Source organism: Microcoleus sp. PH2017_35_SFW_U_B (assembly GCF_020737865.1).
GTDB lineage: Bacteria > Cyanobacteriota > Cyanobacteriia > Cyanobacteriales > Microcoleaceae > Microcoleus.
This window is the reverse complement of the sequence record NZ_JAEQDE010000092.1, coordinates 15,211-33,149: the sequence shown is the minus strand read 5'-3', so window position 1 is coordinate 33,149 and position 17,939 is coordinate 15,211. Positions and strand designations below refer to the sequence as shown.

General features: G+C 46.0%; 19 protein-coding genes. 11 read left to right on the top strand and 8 right to left on the bottom strand.

The window, feature by feature from the left end; all coding sequences use genetic code 11:
- Positions 1-192: 192 nt before the first annotated feature.
- Positions 193-987: a hypothetical protein gene (locus JGK36_RS24755; RefSeq protein ID WP_293185169.1), complete on the bottom strand. Its 795-nt coding sequence runs from the start codon at positions 985-987 to the stop codon at positions 193-195.
- Positions 988-1,273: 286 nt separating this feature from the next.
- On the opposite strand from JGK36_RS24755, the gene JGK36_RS24750 reads away from it, so the two are divergent.
- The gene (locus JGK36_RS24750) at positions 1,274-1,417 is read left to right on the top strand and encodes a hypothetical protein (RefSeq protein WP_293185168.1); all 144 of its coding nucleotides are present in this window, start codon (positions 1,274-1,276) and stop codon (positions 1,415-1,417) included.
- A 79-nt stretch (positions 1,418-1,496) separates the two neighbouring features.
- Here JGK36_RS24750 and JGK36_RS24745 read toward each other — a convergent pair whose 3' ends face one another.
- The 6 genes from JGK36_RS24745 to JGK36_RS24720 all read right to left on the bottom strand — a co-directional run bounded on the left by JGK36_RS24745 (position 1,497) and on the right by JGK36_RS24720 (position 5,213).
- On the bottom strand, positions 1,497-2,219 hold the full coding sequence (locus JGK36_RS24745; RefSeq protein ID WP_293185167.1) for a pyridoxine 5'-phosphate synthase: 723 nt from the start codon (positions 2,217-2,219) through the stop codon (positions 1,497-1,499).
- A gap of 493 nt (positions 2,220-2,712) precedes the next feature.
- On the bottom strand, positions 2,713-2,922 hold the full coding sequence (locus JGK36_RS24740; protein WP_293198351.1) for a hypothetical protein: 210 nt from the start codon (positions 2,920-2,922) through the stop codon (positions 2,713-2,715).
- A gap of 241 nt (positions 2,923-3,163) precedes the next feature.
- Positions 3,164-3,391, bottom strand: a complete 228-nt coding sequence (locus tag JGK36_RS24735) for a hypothetical protein (protein ID WP_293201155.1) — start codon at positions 3,389-3,391, stop codon at positions 3,164-3,166.
- Positions 3,392-3,407: 16 nt separating this feature from the next.
- Positions 3,408-3,806, bottom strand: coding sequence for a nucleotidyltransferase domain-containing protein (locus JGK36_RS24730; protein WP_293198344.1), 399 nt, complete (start codon positions 3,804-3,806; stop codon positions 3,408-3,410).
- Positions 3,803-4,006 carry a hypothetical protein gene (locus JGK36_RS24725; RefSeq protein WP_293198342.1) on the bottom strand — a complete coding sequence of 68 codons (204 nt, stop codon included), beginning with the start codon at positions 4,004-4,006 and terminating at the stop codon, positions 3,803-3,805. Before JGK36_RS24725 ends, JGK36_RS24730 begins: the two co-directional genes overlap by 4 nt.
- A 46-nt stretch (positions 4,007-4,052) precedes the next feature.
- The gene (locus tag JGK36_RS24720) at positions 4,053-5,213 is read right to left on the bottom strand and encodes a transposase (protein ID WP_293185163.1); all 1,161 of its coding nucleotides are present in this window, start codon (positions 5,211-5,213) and stop codon (positions 4,053-4,055) included.
- Between the two features lie 52 nt (positions 5,214-5,265).
- Here JGK36_RS24720 and tnpA point away from each other — a divergent pair, with 52 nt between their 5' ends.
- The 3 genes from tnpA (at position 5,266) to JGK36_RS24705 (ending at position 8,205) form a co-directional block, all read left to right on the top strand.
- Positions 5,266-5,667, top strand: a complete 402-nt coding sequence (gene tnpA / locus JGK36_RS24715; protein WP_293185162.1) for an IS200/IS605 family transposase — start codon at positions 5,266-5,268, stop codon at positions 5,665-5,667.
- 134 nt (positions 5,668-5,801) lie between these two features.
- A complete protein-coding gene (locus JGK36_RS24710) occupies positions 5,802-6,662 on the top strand; it encodes a Tab2/Atab2 family RNA-binding protein (RefSeq protein ID WP_293185160.1) in 861 nt (286 codons plus the stop codon).
- 247 nt (positions 6,663-6,909) lie between these two features.
- On the top strand, positions 6,910-8,205 hold the full coding sequence (locus JGK36_RS24705; protein WP_293185156.1) for a TldD/PmbA family protein: 1,296 nt from the start codon (positions 6,910-6,912) through the stop codon (positions 8,203-8,205).
- Positions 8,206-8,587: 382 nt separating this feature from the next.
- Here JGK36_RS24705 and JGK36_RS24700 read toward each other — a convergent pair whose 3' ends face one another.
- Positions 8,588-8,734 carry a hypothetical protein gene (locus JGK36_RS24700; protein WP_293198340.1) on the bottom strand — a complete coding sequence of 49 codons (147 nt, stop codon included), beginning with the start codon at positions 8,732-8,734 and terminating at the stop codon, positions 8,588-8,590.
- Positions 8,735-8,737: 3 nt separating this feature from the next.
- On the opposite strand from JGK36_RS24700, the gene JGK36_RS24695 reads away from it, so the two are divergent.
- The 7 genes from JGK36_RS24695 (at position 8,738) to JGK36_RS24665 (ending at position 17,724) form a co-directional block, all read left to right on the top strand.
- Positions 8,738-9,694 carry a GDSL-type esterase/lipase family protein gene (locus JGK36_RS24695; RefSeq protein WP_293198337.1) on the top strand — a complete coding sequence of 319 codons (957 nt, stop codon included), beginning with the start codon at positions 8,738-8,740 and terminating at the stop codon, positions 9,692-9,694.
- A gap of 143 nt (positions 9,695-9,837) precedes the next feature.
- Complete coding sequence (locus JGK36_RS24690; RefSeq protein ID WP_293198334.1) at positions 9,838-10,548, top strand: haloacid dehalogenase type II; 711 nt, start codon at positions 9,838-9,840, stop codon at positions 10,546-10,548.
- A 54-nt stretch (positions 10,549-10,602) separates the two neighbouring features.
- Positions 10,603-11,379 (top strand): tetratricopeptide repeat protein, encoded by a 777-nt coding sequence (locus tag JGK36_RS24685; protein ID WP_293185149.1) that lies wholly within the window; start codon positions 10,603-10,605, stop codon positions 11,377-11,379.
- A 205-nt stretch (positions 11,380-11,584) separates the two neighbouring features.
- Entirely contained in the window at positions 11,585-12,556 is a 972-nt protein-coding gene (locus JGK36_RS24680; RefSeq protein WP_293198333.1) for a tetratricopeptide repeat protein, read from the top strand.
- Between the two features lie 94 nt (positions 12,557-12,650).
- The gene (locus tag JGK36_RS24675; RefSeq protein WP_293193390.1) at positions 12,651-13,406 is read left to right on the top strand and encodes a tetratricopeptide repeat protein; all 756 of its coding nucleotides are present in this window, start codon (positions 12,651-12,653) and stop codon (positions 13,404-13,406) included.
- Between the two features lie 398 nt (positions 13,407-13,804).
- On the top strand, positions 13,805-14,560 hold the full coding sequence (locus tag JGK36_RS24670; protein ID WP_293185144.1) for a tetratricopeptide repeat protein: 756 nt from the start codon (positions 13,805-13,807) through the stop codon (positions 14,558-14,560).
- Between the two features lie 353 nt (positions 14,561-14,913).
- Positions 14,914-17,724: a chloride channel protein gene (locus JGK36_RS24665; protein ID WP_293185143.1), complete on the top strand. Its 2,811-nt coding sequence runs from the start codon at positions 14,914-14,916 to the stop codon at positions 17,722-17,724.
- Positions 17,725-17,939: the final 215 nt, after the last annotated feature.

Below are 17,939 nucleotides of genomic sequence, written 5' to 3'. Positions count from 1 at the left end.
GAGGGCAGGCACGCACCATCCACTGCCCCTACCAAAGATCAACTGTCAACTGTCAACTGTCAACTGTCAACTGTTGAAGTTCTGGGCGGTTGATTTTACGCAAAAAAAAAGCTCGCGTTTCGGGCGAGCTTTTGTGGTTGGGCGAGGGAAATTTAGATCGCCATCAAGAATGTTTTTGCTATCTATCTCGATCTATCGCACCGCAACTCTGATCGAGGATTTAACTGGCCTGTTGGCAACTATCAGCACCTTGTAGGTGCCAGACTCGGGGAGTTGAGCAAAAGTTTGACCTTCGCCTTGATCTAGGAGTTGTCCCGATGGAGATTCGATCGCCACATCGAGATTTTTGTTGCTAGCATTCACGGTGATTGTCTGTCCCTGTTTTCCGGGAACTGTCAGGGGCTGGATTTGGTAGCCGGACATTTTGAGCCTAACTGTGGCTTCTGTTTCCCCGTATGCTATGGGAAGTGCGCGATCGGGCCTATAAGTCCACTTGGCGTTAAAGTCGCGTTCGAGTACGAAGGCGCTAGTCTCACCTTTCGGAGTAACTCGCACGCGATAAATGCCGGACTCTGGCAACTGACCTATCCACTGATTGTCACTTTTGTCAACAACTCCCAGATTTTGACCGTTGGGGCTGTACAGTTGGGCTGTCAGTTTTCCCGCCCACAGCGAGAGTGTGAGTTCTCGCCCTTTGACGCCTTCAAAAATATAGGTGGTTGGTTGGCTGATGGTGGCTCGAATTTCCGAGGTTGACATTCGCTCGATCGGCTCTAGCTTCGCAACCGGGGCTGGGGTAACTGATGTTGGCTCGATCGGTTCTTGCTTAGCAACTAGGACAGAAGTAACGGGTGTATTAACAGTTTGTGTAATTTCCGCAGCGGCCATCCGCTCGCTCGGTTCAAATTTGGGGGCTACAGGGCTGGCAAATACGGATTTTGCCGTCATCATGAGTAGCATTCCAGTCAGTAAAATTAGTTTTTTCATGTCGCACTTGGCAGGGGTAAGGAGTTGTATATGGTTACTTGTGTTTGCCTGTTTGCACCGGATTAAGTAGGCGCGATCGCGATCGGCTACAGCAGTATAGAGGATACCTGAATTTCCCGTACTTGCACCAAACCTACTGGTAGCAAATTTACAATGCGGGAGCTAAGTGGTAGCCTCAGTTTGCCGTGACATTTTAATCATACTCCTGACAGCATAGTATCGGTGAAAATATTAGTAATTTGGTCAAGGAAAATTAAAGCTTTTATCGGGGAGTTGGCCCCAAAAAATGCCAACGCCCAAAAAACCCGGTATCTTCGCTCCGGGATTTAGCTTGCTACTAGAAAACCGCTATCACCCGCAGGGGGTGACGGTTTCTACTGTTAGCTGTTGCGGGCGATCGCACAAACTCTATTTTGTAGAGAGCGCTTAGAGGCGAGTAGCGTTTCTCCAGGCGGGTTTAGTTGCGATTTTTGTGCAAAACCGGGCTTTTACAGCGAGGTTTATTTGTACTAGGAACCCGACAGAATCTTTAGGTAAGCTTCTACTGTGTTCGACAAGCCCATTTCTAACGCTTCCGCAATTAAAGCGTGACCGATCGAGACTTCTAGTATATCAGGAATAGAGCAAAACTTAGCTAAATTTTGCAAATTTAAATCGTGTCCGGCATTCACTCCCAAACCTACAGATTGAGCCGCTTTAGCTGCTAAAACATACTGTTGAAAAACAGATTCTACATTCCCTTCACGAAAAGCAGTTGCATAGGGTTCCGTGTACAGCTCTACTCGGTCTGCTCCAACTTCTTTGGCTAGGGGCATGAGAGCAGCATCTGCGTCCATAAACAAGCTGACTCTGATGCCGTTGTCTTTTAATTTTTCAATAATTGGTAAGAGGCGATCGCGATTTTCGGGAATATCCCAACCGCTATCCGAGGTGAGCACGTCTGGAGCGTCTGGCACTAAGGTACACTGAGCCGGTTTGACATCGCAAACTATATCCATAAATGGCGGCTGAAACGGATTTCCTTCGATGTTGAACTCGACGGTTAGCATTTTGGCTAATTCGTAAACATCGGCAGCTTTGATGTGCCTTTCGTCGGGGCGGGGATGGACTGTGACGCCGTGCGCTCCAGCGGCGATTACTGTTTTTGCAGCTTCGGTAACGCTGGGAATGCCGATATTTCTAGAGTTTCTGAGGAGGGCGATTCTGTTGATGTTGACGCTGAGTTTTGTCATGGGATGTTAATCTTTAAGGTTGCTGCTACTATATTAATCGCTTTGGGAACGAAATCTTTAGCACTTTAGGTTATAGCGGTTCTCAAAAAGATGAGGTACGTTGTTGGGCTTCAGCCCTCTAGGTTTAATAGGATATTCTTGCACAAGATTGACAGTATATTGCTACAATCCTAAATTTTATGCCAATTGTTAAAACTTTCATATTACCTTGATAAACTGGTTTTACCGTTTTCGCGATCTGCGTGGCAAATTGCAGTGCCTTGTCGGTCATCTCTGGGTCGAAACGGCAGTCCTGTTTCCCTAATTTTGAGAATTGGTATTAGAGTATAATAGACCTCTTACAAAAATCGGAAAACACCCGGAAATTATCTGCGTTTATCTGTGTTGCATCTGTCTGACATCTGCGGTTGAAGGATCGAAGATATTGTAGGGTGCGTCAGCGAGGAGCCTAATTTTTAGGTGGGGAGCCAGAAGTGGCTGACGCACCCTACTACTAATTTTGAGAATTGGTATTAGAGTATAATTTAGCTTCTGCCTGCGGTAATGTATCTGCAAAAAAAGCCTCGGCTGTTTGCTGTTTTGCTGCTAAATCTTCCAGATTGGCAATGCAGAAAAGCGGTGTGACGCGATCGACTATTGCGGCCGGAAAATCTCGGGTGAAATATTTGAGTTTAAAGTCGTATCTGTGGGGACGGTATATCATGCCCAAGAGTTCCACCGGGTGCATCTCACTTTTGAAGAGGGCGAAGCATGACCGCATATAAGTTATTAGTTATAATCCCATATTTTCTGCGGTCATGCTTCGCCCCTACGGATATATTCGCCTTGCCTGAGATGCTCCCGTTCCACCAAGGGTAAAAGCGTCCGATGATTGTTGTGGGATGGGCGGGAGAGCCCGTCCTTTCTGCACGGGCTCTCCCGCCCATCCCACAAATTTGCTTAAGTTATTTAATTTCTATTCCTAAATGACCGCGATATATCTCTTTTTTGACCAGAGGTTGCAGCAAATCAAAACGAATTTTGATTTCGTTGAATCTGGCTTGCATTTGGGAAAGATGCTTGTTTGTATCCAAATGAGGCGGTACAATTAAATTGGCTTTGTCAAAAGCGATCGGGACTTGTCCCTGGGGTGCATGGCGAAGCATGACCGCATATAAATTATTAGTTATCATCCCATATTTTCTGCGGTCATGCTTCGCCCCTACGGATGTATTCGCCAAACCCAGATGCACCCTGTCCCTGTCTCTCGATTTCCAGAAAATCGTTGCGGCTGCTGCGCCGGAAAACGGCAAAATCAATTAGCAAGAACGGTGGGGTTTCTTTGAGTCGCCAAAAGCACTGGGATTGACCGTGCCAAGCAGGTTCTGGAACTCGATATTTGAGTTCGATTTCGGAAATTTCGGCGAGGGTTTTTTCCACAATCTCAAAGGTTTGTTCGACGCAGTTATCTGCAACCACAACTGCAATATCGAGGTCTGACCATTCGTCTGTGTAGCCGTGGGCTGCTGAACCTCCCTGCCACAAAGCGAGAACAAAATCTAAAGGTTGTAGGGTTGAAACAATCTTGTCGAGAATGATTTGTCTCATGGGATCAAGCTATAGTTTGAGTTTTCCTTGGCTTCGACAAGTTTAACAAATATCGCGGGTTGAGATTGCTGGGGAACTGTTACGATCGCAATTGCTAATGTGTCCGGTTGGGTGGTGCTGCGGAAATTTAGACGGGAAGCGGCGAGGGAGAGCGGTATTTTTGGGGAAAGTGCGATCGCCCGCCAAGTAGGCAGAGGCATAATTAGTTAGTTGAAATACTCCCCGACCGTCGCGGACGGGGATTCTTCACGCTTCACCGACAGATACTACCGAAATAGTTTTACTCCGTCTCGACGTGCATTTAGAGTCGTGGCGATTCCCCATCCCGACTTTATTTATATTCTTGGCGGCATTCTCGTCGCGGTCGTGTGTAGCCCCGCAATTTACGCACTGCACTGACCGCACTTTTAAGTCTAGCTTGCCCCATTTGTATCCACATTCGGAACAAACTTGGCTGGTCGGTTCCCAACGACTAATTACTACAAACTCTCTGCCGTATTTGACCGACTTAGCCTCGCAAAATACTCTGAATTGTCGCCAACCCTGAAGGCTGATTGCCCTAGAAAGTTTGCGGTTTTTCATCATTGCCGACACATTCAAGTCTTCTAAGATGATGGCTTGGTTTTCGCTGACCACTTTAGTCGATAGCTTGTGCAGGAAGTCTTGGCGCGTGTCCGCAATTTTGTTGTGCGTTTTGGCTATTTTAATCCGAGTCTTTTCCCAGCCTCTGGAGCCTTTTTCTTGTCGGCTCAACTTGCGCTGCAACTTCCTCACTTTGCGGTCAATCTTTGTGTAGATTGGGCTTTCAGCTTTTGTGCCATCACTCATGAACGCGAAGGTTTTTATCCCCAGGTCAATCCCAATGCTTTGGTTTTTAGGATTGATATTGACTGGTTCGATCTCGACCACGAAACTGAGAAAATAACGGTTGGCACAGTCTTTAATTACTGTTACAGAACTAGGTTCAGACGGCAGTTCTCTTGACCAAATTGGATTTACACTCCCAATTTTTGCCAAGTAAACCGTTTCATTGTTAATTGAAAAACCGCCGCGAGTTAGTCTTGCCGATTGCTGATTGGTCTTTTTCTTAAACCTGGGACTGCCTAACTTTTTGCCTTTGGGCTTGCCATTGAGAGAGCTAAAAAAGTTTTTATAAGCAACACCTAAATCGGCGATGGACTGCTGCAATGGTATTGCTGAAACTTCTGACAGCCAGCACCTTTCTTCAGTCTTTTTCGCTTCAGTGATAAGCAATTTCTGCAAATCTCCGTTGCTTGACAATTTGGAGGAAGCCTTGCACAAAGCCAACGCATCGTTCCAAACTACCCGGACGCAGCCGAACAACCGACTTAAGCTTTGTCGTTGCTGGTTTGTTGGGTAGAATCGGTAGCGATATCTGGCTTTCACGTTGAGGTGCTATAGTTGGTCTGTTGCTCAATTATACATCGGTGCGCTCAAGATGAAAACTCTTCTTCGCAAAGAAAGGCACAGCATTACGGATCTGAAAATTCACTTGGTCTGTGTGACCAAATATCGTAGGTCGGTATTTACTGCCAACAGCCTTGCGGTGATTGAAGCGTCGTTTAGGGATGTGGCTAAGAAGATGAATTTTCAGATTCGAGAGTTTAATGGAGAAAGCGACCACATCCACGCTTTGATCGAGTATCCTCCCAAGCTATCGATTTCTGCTATGGTGAATGCACTCAAGGGCGTTTCTAGCAGGAAATATGGACAAGAGGGGTTTCCAAAGCCTTGCGGGAAAGAAGCTTTATGGAGTCCTAGCTATTTTGCTGCTTCTGTCGGAGGAGCGCCACTGGAAGTCCTCAAACGCTATATCCAGAATCAAGAAAAGCCGTCTTGAAAGACGGGGCTTTAAACCCATTTCTTTGGTAATCGCGATCGCCCGCAATTGAAAATCAGTCTTAAATTCTCACTCATCAGAAACCTGCCCGATGTCAGGTAACATGAGAAAGGATTAATTTTTAACAGCGCGGCATGGCTACTATTTGGGAACTCGACTTTTACAGCCGTCCAATCCTAGACGAGCGAGAGAAAAAAAAATGGGAAGTGTTGATTTGCGAAAGCCCGCTGAATGTAGGCGACAAGGCAGAATCTCTGTTTCGCTATTCGCAATTCTGCCCCAGTACAACCGTGAATTCCCTGTGGCTGGCTGGTGCAATTAAAGATGCGATCGCCTCTGCACCGAAACCACCCGAAAAAATCCGCTTTTTTCGCCGCCAAATGGCGAACATGATTACCAAAGCCTGCGAGGAATTGGATATTCCCTCAGCCTCCAGCCGCCGCACCCTCGCCCTCAGCCTGTGGCTGGAAGAACGGATGCAAGACGTTTATCCCGCCGAACCGGGTTATCAGCCGGTTGTGAACCCCACCGTTCAATTTGTACCCGAAACGCCCATAGCGCTGCCGGATGCCTTAATCGGCGAAAAATGGTCGTTTGTGAGTTTGCCGATCGCAGCTTTTGACGAAATGTCCGAGTGGGATATTGGATTTGGCGAAGCTTTCGGACTCCCGATGACACGCCTCGCCCCGGAAACACAAATTCCAGGATTAATCATCTACTCATCGAGAGCAACGGCTTTAGCAGGTTGGATGTCGGGTTTGGAATTAGCTTTTCTCAGATATGATAGCGCCCCTATCCCTAGGCTGGTATTAGATACGGGAGCTAACGATCGCTGGATTATAGCTAATCTCAGAGACTCAGCAACTGAGAAAGAAGCGAAAGGATTTGAAGCGGCGAAAAAGCAAGCAAAACAAGTACATTTTTTAGCAATTCAGTCGAATCCACAATCGGAATCTTTTGCAGGATTTTGGCTGCTGCACGAACTAACTAATTAACTAACTAATTAGTCGATCCCTTGGCAATAACCGATCTGGCATCGGTCGCAAAAATTTGGTAATTGGTAATCGGTAATTGGTAATTGGTAATTGGCAATCGGTAATTGGTAATTGGCAATCGGTAATTGCTTCCAATGACAAATGACAACCGACAAATGACAACAGTCAACTACCAACTGCCAACTGCCAACTGTCAACTGTCAACTGCCAACTGTCAACTGTCAACTGTCAACTGTCAACTACAACAATGACCAATCACCAATCAGCAGAACAACTGCTAGAATTAGCCACCAAAGCAGGTGCCGAAGCTGCTGAGGTATTGGAATCGCAATCGCTCTCGCGGCCGGTCTTTTTTGAAGCAAACCGCCTCAAACAGCTAGAAACTGCCCAAGCAGAAGGCATTGCGCTGCGGCTGTGGCGGGACGGGCGGCCGGGTTTGGCGGTGGCCTACGGGCCCGTGGAACCGCAGATTTTGGTCGATCGCGCGATCGCACTTTCGCAACTCAACGAGCCGGAAACCATCGAACTCGGCACCGGTGACAAAGTTGTGTATCCCGATCGCGGAGTGTCAATCCCAGCCGAACAGTTAGTAAACTGGGGAAAAGAGGCGATCGCGATCGTCCGCGAAGCCTATCCCGAAAGCCTCTGCACCGCCGAACTCGACTGCGAAATCGAAAGCACCCGCTTGCTGAACACCAGAGGCTTGGATTCTAGCCACACCGACACCACCCTCAGCGGTTATTTGTCAGCAGAATTAGTCCGCGGCGAAGATTTCCTCAACATTTGGGATGGCGAAACCGAACGCGGCACCCTCGACTTAACCACCAGCGCCAAGCGCGTTTTGCAGCGTTTGGAATGGGCGAAAGAAAATGTAGCCCCCGCCACGGGCCGCGTGCCGGTACTGTTTACAGCCAAAGCAGCCGATTTGCTGTGGGGGACTGTCTGTGCGGCGTTGAATGGTAAACAGGTACTCGAAGGCGCTTCTCCTTGGAACGATCGATTGGGCCAACAAGTAACATCGCCCCTTGTCACTCTCTCGCAGCAGCCGGATATCGGGCCCTATAGCTGTCCTTTTGATGACGAAGGTACTCCCACTCGGGCGATCGTCTTTATCAACAGCGGAGTATTGCAGCTATTTTATACCGATCGCACCACCGGTCGAGCCTTGGGAAGCGGCACCACCGGCAACGGATTTCGCCCCGGTTTGGGCAGCTATCCAACGCCGAGTTTGTTTAATGTTTTGATTAAACCAGGAGAGCGATCGTTAATTGACTTAATCACTCAATTAGACGACGGCATTGTCATCGATCAAATGCTCGGCGGCAGTGCCGGAATTTCCGGCGATTTTTCAATTAACGTCGATCTCGGCTACAGAGTCAAAAAAGGTCAAATAATCGGCAGAATCAAAGACACCATGGTAGCCGGCAACGTCTACAGCGTCCTCAAACAATTGGTAGAATTAGGAGGAGACTCCGAGTGGAACGGTTCTTGCCACACACCATCTGTAATTGTAGAGGGATTGTCCGTCACCGGCAAAAACTAAATTCATGGGAATTGGGCAAACAGGGCATACGGCATTGGTAATCGATAATGGGTAATCGTTCATAGTTAATAGTTAGTGGTTAGTGGTTAAGCCCAAGTGCATTTAAATTGTGCAGTCAAGTTTGATAAAATGCTTGTGGGTGGGGTGCATCTGGTTTTAACAAATATGTTTGTAGGGGCGAAGCATGACCGCAGTCAATATGGGATTATAACTAATAATTTATATGCGGTCATGCTTCGCCCTCCCCAAAAGTGAGTGAGATGCACCCGTGTGGTGGCTCCCAGAAACCGCCCAAAAAATACAATTAAGATGCCCAACAGCTTAGTAGTTAATAGTTAGTGGTTAGTGGTTAGTGGTTAGTGGTTACTTGTGAGGAGTTTTTCTAATAAAAAATAACCAATTCCCAATTCTCAATTCCCTGTTTGGCCAATCCCTTCGCTCCGCCCAATTCCCAATTATCCATTCCCAATTCCCAATTCCCAATTCCCCATTCCCCATTCCCCATTCCCCATTCCCCATTCCCAGACATAATATGCGTATTTGTTTTATCGGCGACTCTTTTGTCAATGGTACAGGCGACCCCAAATATCTTGGTTGGACAGGACGTGTTTGTGCGGCAGCCAGCGGGCAAAGACAGGATATCACCTACTATAATTTAGGAGTGCGGGGAGAAACCAGTACGGATATAGAAACTCGGTGGTTCAGCGAAATTTCTTGTCGCTTACCTCACTACTGCGACGGCAGAATAGTATTTTCCTTTGGCGTCAACGACACTTATTTTGAAAACGGAAAAACTCGCGTCTTACTTGAAAAGTCAATTGAAAATCTCCGCTATATTCTCAACTCTGCGAAAGAAAGAGTGCCAGTCTTAATGATAGGGCCGCCGCCAGTTATTGATGTCGAGCGCACAATCAGAATAGCCAGTTTATCCGAGCAGTTTTCCCAAGTTTGTAGCGAGTTAAATGTGCCTTATTTAGATATTTGTACCCCGCTGGAAAAATCAGAGATTTGGATCGAAGAACTTACCAACAATGACGGTTCCCATCCTCGGGCTGCTGGTTACAAGGAAGTGGCTAAAATAATTCACAATTGGGAGGCTTGGAAAGATTGGTTTAAAAATATAAACATATCAGATAAAGAGACGGTAACTCTGTTTAGAGCAGTCGGAAAAAAAGAAATGGAATTAATTAAAGAAAGCGATTTTCTGGTATTTCCGCCGCGACTGTCTTTCCAGCCTATTTTTTATCCCGTACTTCACAAAGCATATGCCATACAAATTGCACGAGATTGGAATACCAAAGATGCAGCATCGGGATATTTTGGTTATGTAACCAGGTTTAGAGTTTTGGCTGAATTCTTGAATAAATATCCCGTCCAAACAGTCGGCAGTTCGATTCACCAAGAGTATTGGATTCCAGCAGAAGAGTTGGCAGACTTCAATCGCAATATTGTCGGCAAAATTGAAATTTTTGCTGAATATCAACCGTAAAATAGAATCAACAGGACTTACGGATTGCTGCTCAGAAACCGGGTTTTTTCCTAAGAAACTGGTCGATCGCCTTTAATTCCTGTAAAAAATCGGTTTCTATAGGTTGGACTGGCTCAGTCTCGATAAAATAGGAGGAATGACAGATGTTAGATTTTAATCAATTTGAAGTTGTGAGTTTTGACTGCTACGGCACTCTCATAGATTGGGAAAGTGGGATATTACCAGTCTTGAAACAGTTGCTGTCCAACCGCGAAATCGATTTTAGCGATGAGGGAACTTTAGAAATGTTTGCTGAGTTTGAATCGGAACTGGAAAAAGACAAGGGTGAGTATATCAAATATCGGGAAATCCTGCAAGAAATAGTCAGAAAAATTGGTAAAAAATTTAGTTTTGAACCGACAGAAACAGAGTCGGCAACAGAAATTAATTGTTTGGTTGAATCGATAAAAAATTGGCAGCCTTTCCCGGATACAGTTGCAGCTTTGAGAGCGCTCAAGCAAAAATATAAATTGGCGGTAATTTCCAACATTGATGACGATTTGTTTGTTGGTACTGCCAAACATTTAAAAGTTGAATTCGATTGGGTAATTACGGCGGAACAAGTACGATCGTACAAACCGTCAACTCGCAACTTTGAAATGGCGATCGAGAAAATGGGCATACCACCGTCAAAACTCCTGCACGTCGCTCAAAGCCTGTATCACGACATTGTACCAGCCTCATATATGGGAATATCGACAGTTTGGGTAAATCGGAGATACGATCGAACAGGATTTGGTGCGACACTGCCGGCCAGCGCCCAGCCGGATTTAGAAGTGCCGGATTTGACAACGCTGGTGGAGGCGATCGCCTAAATAACCGCAGATGTCAAAATAGTTGCTTGAAATTACCAAAAGGTGGAGATTAGGATGAAGTTTAAAATCTTGACTGGACTGTTGACAGGATTAGTTGTTTCAACAACCACAGGTTTAGTAAATTGTCAACCGAGTTATGCCGAAAATAAAAGCTTTTCATTGAGAATTCCAATCGACCAAAATTTCAGATTGTTGGCTTCAACGAAGGTGGATTTAGGCGCGCAGGTAGCGAGTGAGGTTTTGACACAAAACCAAACAGCGGAAGAATTTTACAATCAGGCTGTAGAGAAGTACAAACAAGGAGATTATCCGGGTGCTATAGAGTCTTACACTCAAGCGATTAAACTCAACCCCAATTATGCCGAGGCCTATAACGATCGCGGTGTTGTCCGATCGAACTCAGGAGACAAGCAGGGTGCGAAGGCAGATTTTGACCAGGCAATAAAAATTAAGCCCAATGATGCTAATGCCTATATCAATCGAGGCAATCTCCGCGATGAGTCAGGAGACAGACAGGGTGCGATCGCAGATTACGACCAAGCCATCAAAAATAACCCCAACAATGCCACCGCCTATGTCAATCGGGGCAATGTCCGGGATGACTCAGGAGACAGTCAAGGTGCGATCGCCGATTACGAACAAGCCCTGAAAATTAACCCCAACTATGCTTTAGCCTACTACAATCGGGGGATTACTCGATCGAGGTTAAAAGACAAGCAGGGTGCGATCGCAGATCTTCAGAAATCCACAGAATTATTTCAGAAACAAGGCAATAAAGTTCTTTACGAAAAGGCAATAAATATAATTAATAGACTTCAAGAATCACCATAAACCAATACGGTGGACTTAACGCTTTTTGACGAATGTCATCTCAAGATTTTCTAGGCAATACAGGCATTTCTTGAAAGTCAGATTGTTCTTAAGTCAACCGTATTGTACCATAAACAACTAAACTATTGACCGCATCGATCCATGCCAAGATAAAACTTTTGAGGATCAAACTGTCTCGCCCACTACTCAATTTTCAACTTAAACTATGAATTTACTCTGCCGACTACCAGCGACATTAATTGGTGTGACTGCAACTATTTTGATCTCCCAATCCCCGGCAGTTTACGCCAGAGAAGCTAAATCAATCACTGTTAAATCAATTACTGGGCAGATTGATACTTACGATCGAGTGGATTTGTCTGTCCAAGTTGCGAGTGAGCTATCGGCGGCAGGGGAAACAGCGGAGGATTTTTACAATCAGGGTGGACAGAAGTACGACAAAGGAGATTATCAGGGTGCGATAGAAGCTTACAGTCGAGCAATTGCGCTTAATCCTAATTATACTTCTGCCTATAACGATCGCGGTAATGCCCGTTCAGCCTCAGGAGACAATAAGGGTGCGATCGCAGATTACAACGCAGCCCTGAAAATTGACCCCAACTATGCTAATGCCTACTACAACCGAGGGATTGCCCGCTCAGGCTCAGGAGACAACCAAGGTGCGATCGCCGATTTCGACGCAGCCCTGAAAATTAATCCTAAGTATGCCGAAGCCTACGGCAATCGAGGCAATGCCCGCAATAGATTAGGAGACAAGCAAGGTGCGATACAAGATTACAACGAAGTTCTGAAAATTAATCCCAACGATGCCAAAGCCTACTACAACCGCGGGAAAACTCGCTATCAATTGGGAGACAAGCAGGGTGCCCTCGCCGATTACAACCAAGTTCTGAACATTAACCCCAACGATGCTGCGGTATATACCAGTCGGGGTAATGTTCGCGATGAATTAGGAGACCAACAGGGAGCAATCGCCGATTACGAAAAATCCCTGAAAATTAACCCCAACTATGCCTTTGCCTATCTCAACCGTGCTATTACGCGATCGAGCTTAGGAGACAAACAGGGAGAGGTGGCAGACCTTCAGAAAGCCGCCGACTTATTTCAGCAACAAGGAAACAAAGAGATGTACCAAGAGGTACTAAAGATAATTAAAAGAATTCAAGGGACAACATAAAATTTTCCTTAATCTAATATCTGAAAGTCGCTAGAATCGCAGAAACTTTCAGCTTTGACAGTTATAAAACCACACTCAACCATCAACTAAAATCATGAATTTTAATCGACGACTACCAGCAGCATTAATTGGTTTAACTGCAACTATTATCATCGCCCAGCCGCCCGCAGTTGCAACAAACTCTGCCAAATCAATCAGTGATAGTTATGCTCGAATGGATTTGTCTGTGCGTGTGGCCAGCAAGCCTCTGGGGAACGAGCAAACAGCAGAGGAATTTTATAATCTGGGTGTCAAGAAGTACCGCGAAAAAGATTATCCGGGTGCTATAGAGGCTTACGATCGAGCAATTGCGCTTAATCCTAATTTTGCCAATGCCTATATCGGTCGGGGTAATGCCCGGGATGATTTAGGAAACAGCCAGAGTGCGATCGCCGATTACGACCAAGCCATAAAAATTGACCCCAAAAATGCCTCAGCCTACTTGAACCGGGGTGTTACCCACTTAAGGTTAAAAAACAATCAGGCTGCGATCGCCGATTACAACCAAGCCATAAAAATTGACCCCCAATATGCTGAAGCCTACATCAAGCGGGGTTTTATCCTGTATATCTTAGCAGACAATCAAGCTGCCCTCGCCGATTACAACCAAGCCATAAAAATTGACCCCAATAATGCACCAGCCTACATAGGCCGGGGTGGTGTACGCGCACAATTAGGAGACAAGCAAGAAGCGATCGCAGATCTTCAGAAAGCCGCCGACTTATTTCAGAAACAAGGAGACAATGAGAGTTCTCAAAAGGTGCTAGAGTTAATTAAAAAAATTCAAGGCACACCGTCAAGTCCTCAATAATCTAGAGAGCATCGAACACGCTAACTTGGGTAGTGCGCCCTCTTGAACTCGCACTACCAAAAACAACTTTTTGCAAAAAAGAGTATAAGTAGGAGGGTAGGCAAAGAAAGGTACTACCCCTACAGATTTATCTAAATCATTTATGATTCAATACGCTTGGGTTAGCAATTGTCCGAAGAGAGGAACGAAGCATAAGCCCTAGCCCTTTCAGGGCGGCTTCGCCAACGGGCAGGCACGCGCCAACGCAGAGTCTATTTTTCATATCGTTTTATTGACCGGACGGTCTTAACCCAAGCGTATTGATTTATGATTGCCATATCAAAAATATTTACTGTTTGGTATAACACAGGATTTCTCAGATTTGACAGTTCGGAAAAAATAAATTTTTAACTAAAATTATGAACTTACATCACCGAATACCAGCAACATTAATTGGTTTAACTGCAACTATTTTCATCGCCCACCACCCCGCAGTTGACGCCAGAGAAGCTAAATCGATCGCGGCGGCACAGATTGAGCATTACGATCGAGTGGATTTGTCCGTGCAGCTTGTGAGTGAGGCTGGGGCGCCTGGGATGACGGCGGAGGAATTTTATAATTTGGCTGGACAGAAGTACCACCAAGGAGATTATCAGGGCGCTGTAGAGGCTTGCGATCGAGCAATTAAGCTTAATCCTAATTATGCCAATGCCTATATGGGCAGGGGTATCGCCCGAGCAAAATTAGGAGACAAGCAGGGTGCGAAGGCAGATTTTGACCAAGCCCTGAAAATTGACCCTAATTATGCGTTAGCCTACTACAACCGAGGTTTAGTCCGCGATCAATTGGGAGACAAGCAGGGTGCGATCGCCGATTACGACCAAGCCCTAAAAATTGACCCCAACAATGCTCATGCCTACTATAACCGAGGTGTCACCCGATCGAGCTTAGCAGACAAGCAGGGTGCGATCGCCGATTACGACCAGGCTATAAAAATCAACCCAGACTATGCTGAAGCCTACGCCAACCTTGGTATTGCGCGAGCGATATTAGGAGATAAGCAGGGTGCGATACAAGATTTACAAAAAGCCGCCGACTTATTTCAGAAACAAGCAAGAAAAGATGATTATGAAAAGGCACTAAACCTAATTAAAAGAATTCAAGAAAAATCATAAATTTTTCAACACTTTGTAATCTCAATTAATGTCGCAGCTAATTCATCTTCTTTAATGTGTTGCCACTCTAATTAAATTTGCTTCATTTTGGAACAATGCTTAGGCAAGAACAAAGATATATAAACCCTGCTCTTCCTACTTTGACCATAACTGTTCAACCTCCTGACATCGATGTATTAGACCGTCGTCTTGTAAAATGATTATTTACGAGAACTGCTATAGTATAGAAATCAAAATTATGGCATCGAAAAAATAGTAAATTAGCCATTAATATTTGCTGTATTTCCCCAAACATACCGAATGTTTGCTAAAGTCTAATCGAGCATACAATTCTTAGGTCATCTACCCTATTTATGCCGTACATTACTATCCCTAAACAACTTAGGGAACCTTCCAGCGTCATCGAATCTCAGCTTTTTTTACGCCCCAAACGCCTCGCTATTTTTGAAGCTTGCCTGATCGGTTTAATTTCAGGATTGGCTGGCGTCTTGCTCAAATTAGGAGTCGGATGGCTCGGCAGTTGGCGAGTTGCTACCTCAACGCTAATTCCAGCTTTAATTTTGCTTCCGGCTGTCGGTTTATTAGGCGGGTTTCTAACAGGTTTTTTAGTTGAACGTTTCGCTCCAGAAACTGCTGGTAGTGGCATTCCTCACGTCAAAGCTGCCCTCGCTGGTGTCAATCTTTCTTTGAATTTACGAGTAGCTGTCGTTAAACTTCTGACCACTATTTTAGCAGTTGGTTCCGGTTTAACCCTGGGAAGACAAGGCCCAACCGTCCAAATTGGAGCGTCTTTGGCCGGCTGGATAGGTAACTTGATGCCGACTTCCCCAGACTACCGCCGCCAATTGATTGCTTGCGGTGCAGCGGCGGGACTGGCTGCTGGTTTTAATGCTCCGATTGCAGGGGTTTTGTTTGTAGTTGAAGAACTGCTGCACGATGTTTCTGGCTTGACTTTAGGTACGGCAATTATTGCTTCTTTCATCGGTGCGGTTGTTTCGCAGCTTTTGGGCGGAGATAGTTTAAATCTCAATTTGCGAGAGTATAAAATTAGTTTTTTTCCTCAGGAAATTCCGTTCTATATACTGTTAGGAGTTTTAGCGGGATTGCTGGGAGCTTTGTTCAGCAAAGGGATTATTGCTGGTTTGCACTTCAATCGAAAAACGCTGAAATTAGCCTTACCTTGGCGAATTGCTTGTGCGGGGTTTATCTGTGGTATAGTCATCGCTGCTTTGCCAGAAAATTTTCGCAATAATACTGGTTTGCGCGAGTTTTTGCTAACCGGAGAAGCTAGCGGAACCACCAGTTTAATTGCTTTTATCGCTCACTTTTGTTTGACAATTCTTTCCGCAGCTTCGGGAGCTCCGGGAGGATTGTTTGCACCTTCTTTAGTTCTCGGTTCGGCACTCGGCCATATCGTGGGAATTATCCAAGCACATTGGCTGGGTGTTGGTTTGCCGGTAACTTACGCTTTGGCGGGAATGGGAGCGTTTTTTTGTGCGGTTTCTAGGGCGCCGATTACGGCGGTAGTTATTGTGTTTGAAATTACGGCGGATTTCAAATTGGTGCTACCTTTGATGATCTGTTCTGTAGTTGCTTATTTAGTCGCCGAAAAGGTGGACAGCGGCTCTTTGTACGATCGCCTTTTGGAGTTTAGCGGCATTCATCTCACCAAAGATAAACCTGCGGTTGATGGTTTGAGCGACTTGTACGCAGCTAACGTGATGCAGCGCCGAGTTGAAACTCTTTCGAGTCAACTGACTTTCGATGAAGTGATGCAGGCTTTTTCGCGATCGCACCACCGCGGCTTTCCGGTAGTTGAAAATGGTAAACTGGTCGGAATTATCAGTCAAACCGATTTAGCAAAAGCCAGCGAGCAGAATTTGTCCGGCAAGACACTGCTCAAAGAATTTATGACTGCACAGCCGATCGCAGTCAAAGCCAAGGATACCCTAAGCGAGGTACTGTACAGACTCAATCACTACAATATCAGCCGCTTGCCCGTCATAGAAGGACGGCATCTAGTTGGAATTATTACCCGCAGCGACATAATCCGAGTAGAATCCGATCGCCTCAGCGGAGAAACAACCCAAGGCCCGCATCCAGAACCCTCCTATGTAGTCTATCAAACCCGAGCGCCACAAGTCGGAAACGGCCGCTTATTAGTGCCGCTTTCCAACCCGCAAACAGCACCCGCCTTGCTGCGACTCGCGGCCGCCATTGCGCGCGATCGCAATTATGAATTAGAATGCCTGCAAATCATCATCGTACCGCGCAACAGTTCCCCCTCAGAAAGCGCAGTGCGAACCACAAAAAGCCGCCGCCTGCTGCAACAAGCCGAGCGCATTATCCGCAATTGGAACTTGCCAGTACACACTCAAATTCGGGTAGCTCACGACGTGCCTCACGCGATTTTAGAGACAATTAGGGAGCGTCACATTGACCTAATTTTGATGGGCTGGCAAGGCGAATTATCCACAACTGGACGCATTTTTGGCGATGTGGTCGATACCGTAATTCGGCAAGCAGGCTGCGAAGTAGTTTTAGTTAAATGGAGCGAAAAACTATTAGTAACACGCCAGAAAAATGAGTTTTCAGCCGCTAGCAGCGGGCGGGAATATGCGTCTACAGAATGGCAGTTAAATGCCGCAGGAGTTGATGACGCAGAAAATTCTCAATTTGTGACATCAAATTCATCAGCGACACCAGAGACTGAATTTTCCTCGCCCAATTCCGACATTCGGGCGCCAGAATTGGGATTGCACACACTGATGGGTTTGCAGCGCTGGTTAGTACCAATTCGCGGCAGTTACAAGCAAGCTGCGGCATTGCGGCTGCTACCTGCTTTCGTGGCTGCGAGTGCCTTATCGGAGATTAAATTGTGTCAGGTGCACCAGCCTTCTGTTGCGGAGCCCTCGCGCGCCGAATTAAAGCAAGCTGCGAAGTTTATTCAGGGGCGGGTTAGTTGTGAAGTAATAGTGACTGCGGTTTGCGCTAAGTCGGTGTCGGATGCTTTAATTGATTTGGCTCAAAACGATCAATGTGATGCGATCGTCCTGGGAGCCAGTCGCGAAGGGCTGCTGAAACAGGTGATTCAGGGGAACATCCCGGAAGCTGTGGCGCGCGGATGCGACTGTACAGTCATATTAGTGCGATCGGCATCCTAGCAAAATCATACCATTGGCGATCTTAGATTTTAGTCGTAGCGTGCGTCGCCATCAACAATCCCTAAATCATAACGGTGTTCAAAAAGATGAGGTACGTTGTTGGGCTTCAGCCCCTCTTAGTGTTTATTATATAAGCCGTCAGCCATACCTCATCTTTTTGAGAAAGGCTATATATGCAAAATCATCAAGCGACGCACCTTACACTTTAGCAAAAT

Excerpts from the sequence above, each read along its gene's own strand:
- JGK36_RS24665 (WP_293185143.1), top strand. The coding sequence starts at position 14,914 with ATGCCGTACATTACTATCCCTAAACAACTTAGGGAACCTTCCAGCGTC.
- JGK36_RS24730 (WP_293198344.1), bottom strand. The coding sequence starts at position 3,806 with ATGAGACAAATCATTCTCGACAAGATTGTTTCAACCCTACAACCTTTA.
- JGK36_RS24690 (WP_293198334.1), top strand. The coding sequence starts at position 9,838 with ATGTTAGATTTTAATCAATTTGAAGTTGTGAGTTTTGACTGCTACGGC.
- JGK36_RS24705 (WP_293185156.1), top strand. The coding sequence starts at position 6,910 with ATGACCAATCACCAATCAGCAGAACAACTGCTAGAATTAGCCACCAAA.
- JGK36_RS24725 (WP_293198342.1), bottom strand. The coding sequence starts at position 4,006 with ATGCCTCTGCCTACTTGGCGGGCGATCGCACTTTCCCCAAAAATACCG.
- JGK36_RS24745 (WP_293185167.1), bottom strand. The coding sequence starts at position 2,219 with ATGACAAAACTCAGCGTCAACATCAACAGAATCGCCCTCCTCAGAAAC.
- JGK36_RS24750 (WP_293185168.1), top strand. The coding sequence starts at position 1,274 with ATGCCAACGCCCAAAAAACCCGGTATCTTCGCTCCGGGATTTAGCTTG.
- JGK36_RS24735 (WP_293201155.1), bottom strand. The coding sequence starts at position 3,391 with ATGATAACTAATAATTTATATGCGGTCATGCTTCGCCATGCACCCCAG.
- JGK36_RS24755 (WP_293185169.1), bottom strand. The coding sequence starts at position 987 with ATGAAAAAACTAATTTTACTGACTGGAATGCTACTCATGATGACGGCA.
- JGK36_RS24680 (WP_293198333.1), top strand. The coding sequence starts at position 11,585 with ATGAATTTACTCTGCCGACTACCAGCGACATTAATTGGTGTGACTGCA.
- JGK36_RS24685 (WP_293185149.1), top strand. The coding sequence starts at position 10,603 with ATGAAGTTTAAAATCTTGACTGGACTGTTGACAGGATTAGTTGTTTCA.
- JGK36_RS24670 (WP_293185144.1), top strand. The coding sequence starts at position 13,805 with ATGAACTTACATCACCGAATACCAGCAACATTAATTGGTTTAACTGCA.
- JGK36_RS24700 (WP_293198340.1), bottom strand. The coding sequence starts at position 8,734 with ATGTCTGGGAATGGGGAATGGGGAATGGGGAATGGGGAATGGGGAATT.
- JGK36_RS24740 (WP_293198351.1), bottom strand. The coding sequence starts at position 2,922 with ATGATATACCGTCCCCACAGATACGACTTTAAACTCAAATATTTCACC.
- JGK36_RS24710 (WP_293185160.1), top strand. The coding sequence starts at position 5,802 with ATGGCTACTATTTGGGAACTCGACTTTTACAGCCGTCCAATCCTAGAC.
- tnpA (WP_293185162.1), top strand. The coding sequence starts at position 5,266 with ATGAAAACTCTTCTTCGCAAAGAAAGGCACAGCATTACGGATCTGAAA.
- JGK36_RS24675 (WP_293193390.1), top strand. The coding sequence starts at position 12,651 with ATGAATTTTAATCGACGACTACCAGCAGCATTAATTGGTTTAACTGCA.
- JGK36_RS24695 (WP_293198337.1), top strand. The coding sequence starts at position 8,738 with ATGCGTATTTGTTTTATCGGCGACTCTTTTGTCAATGGTACAGGCGAC.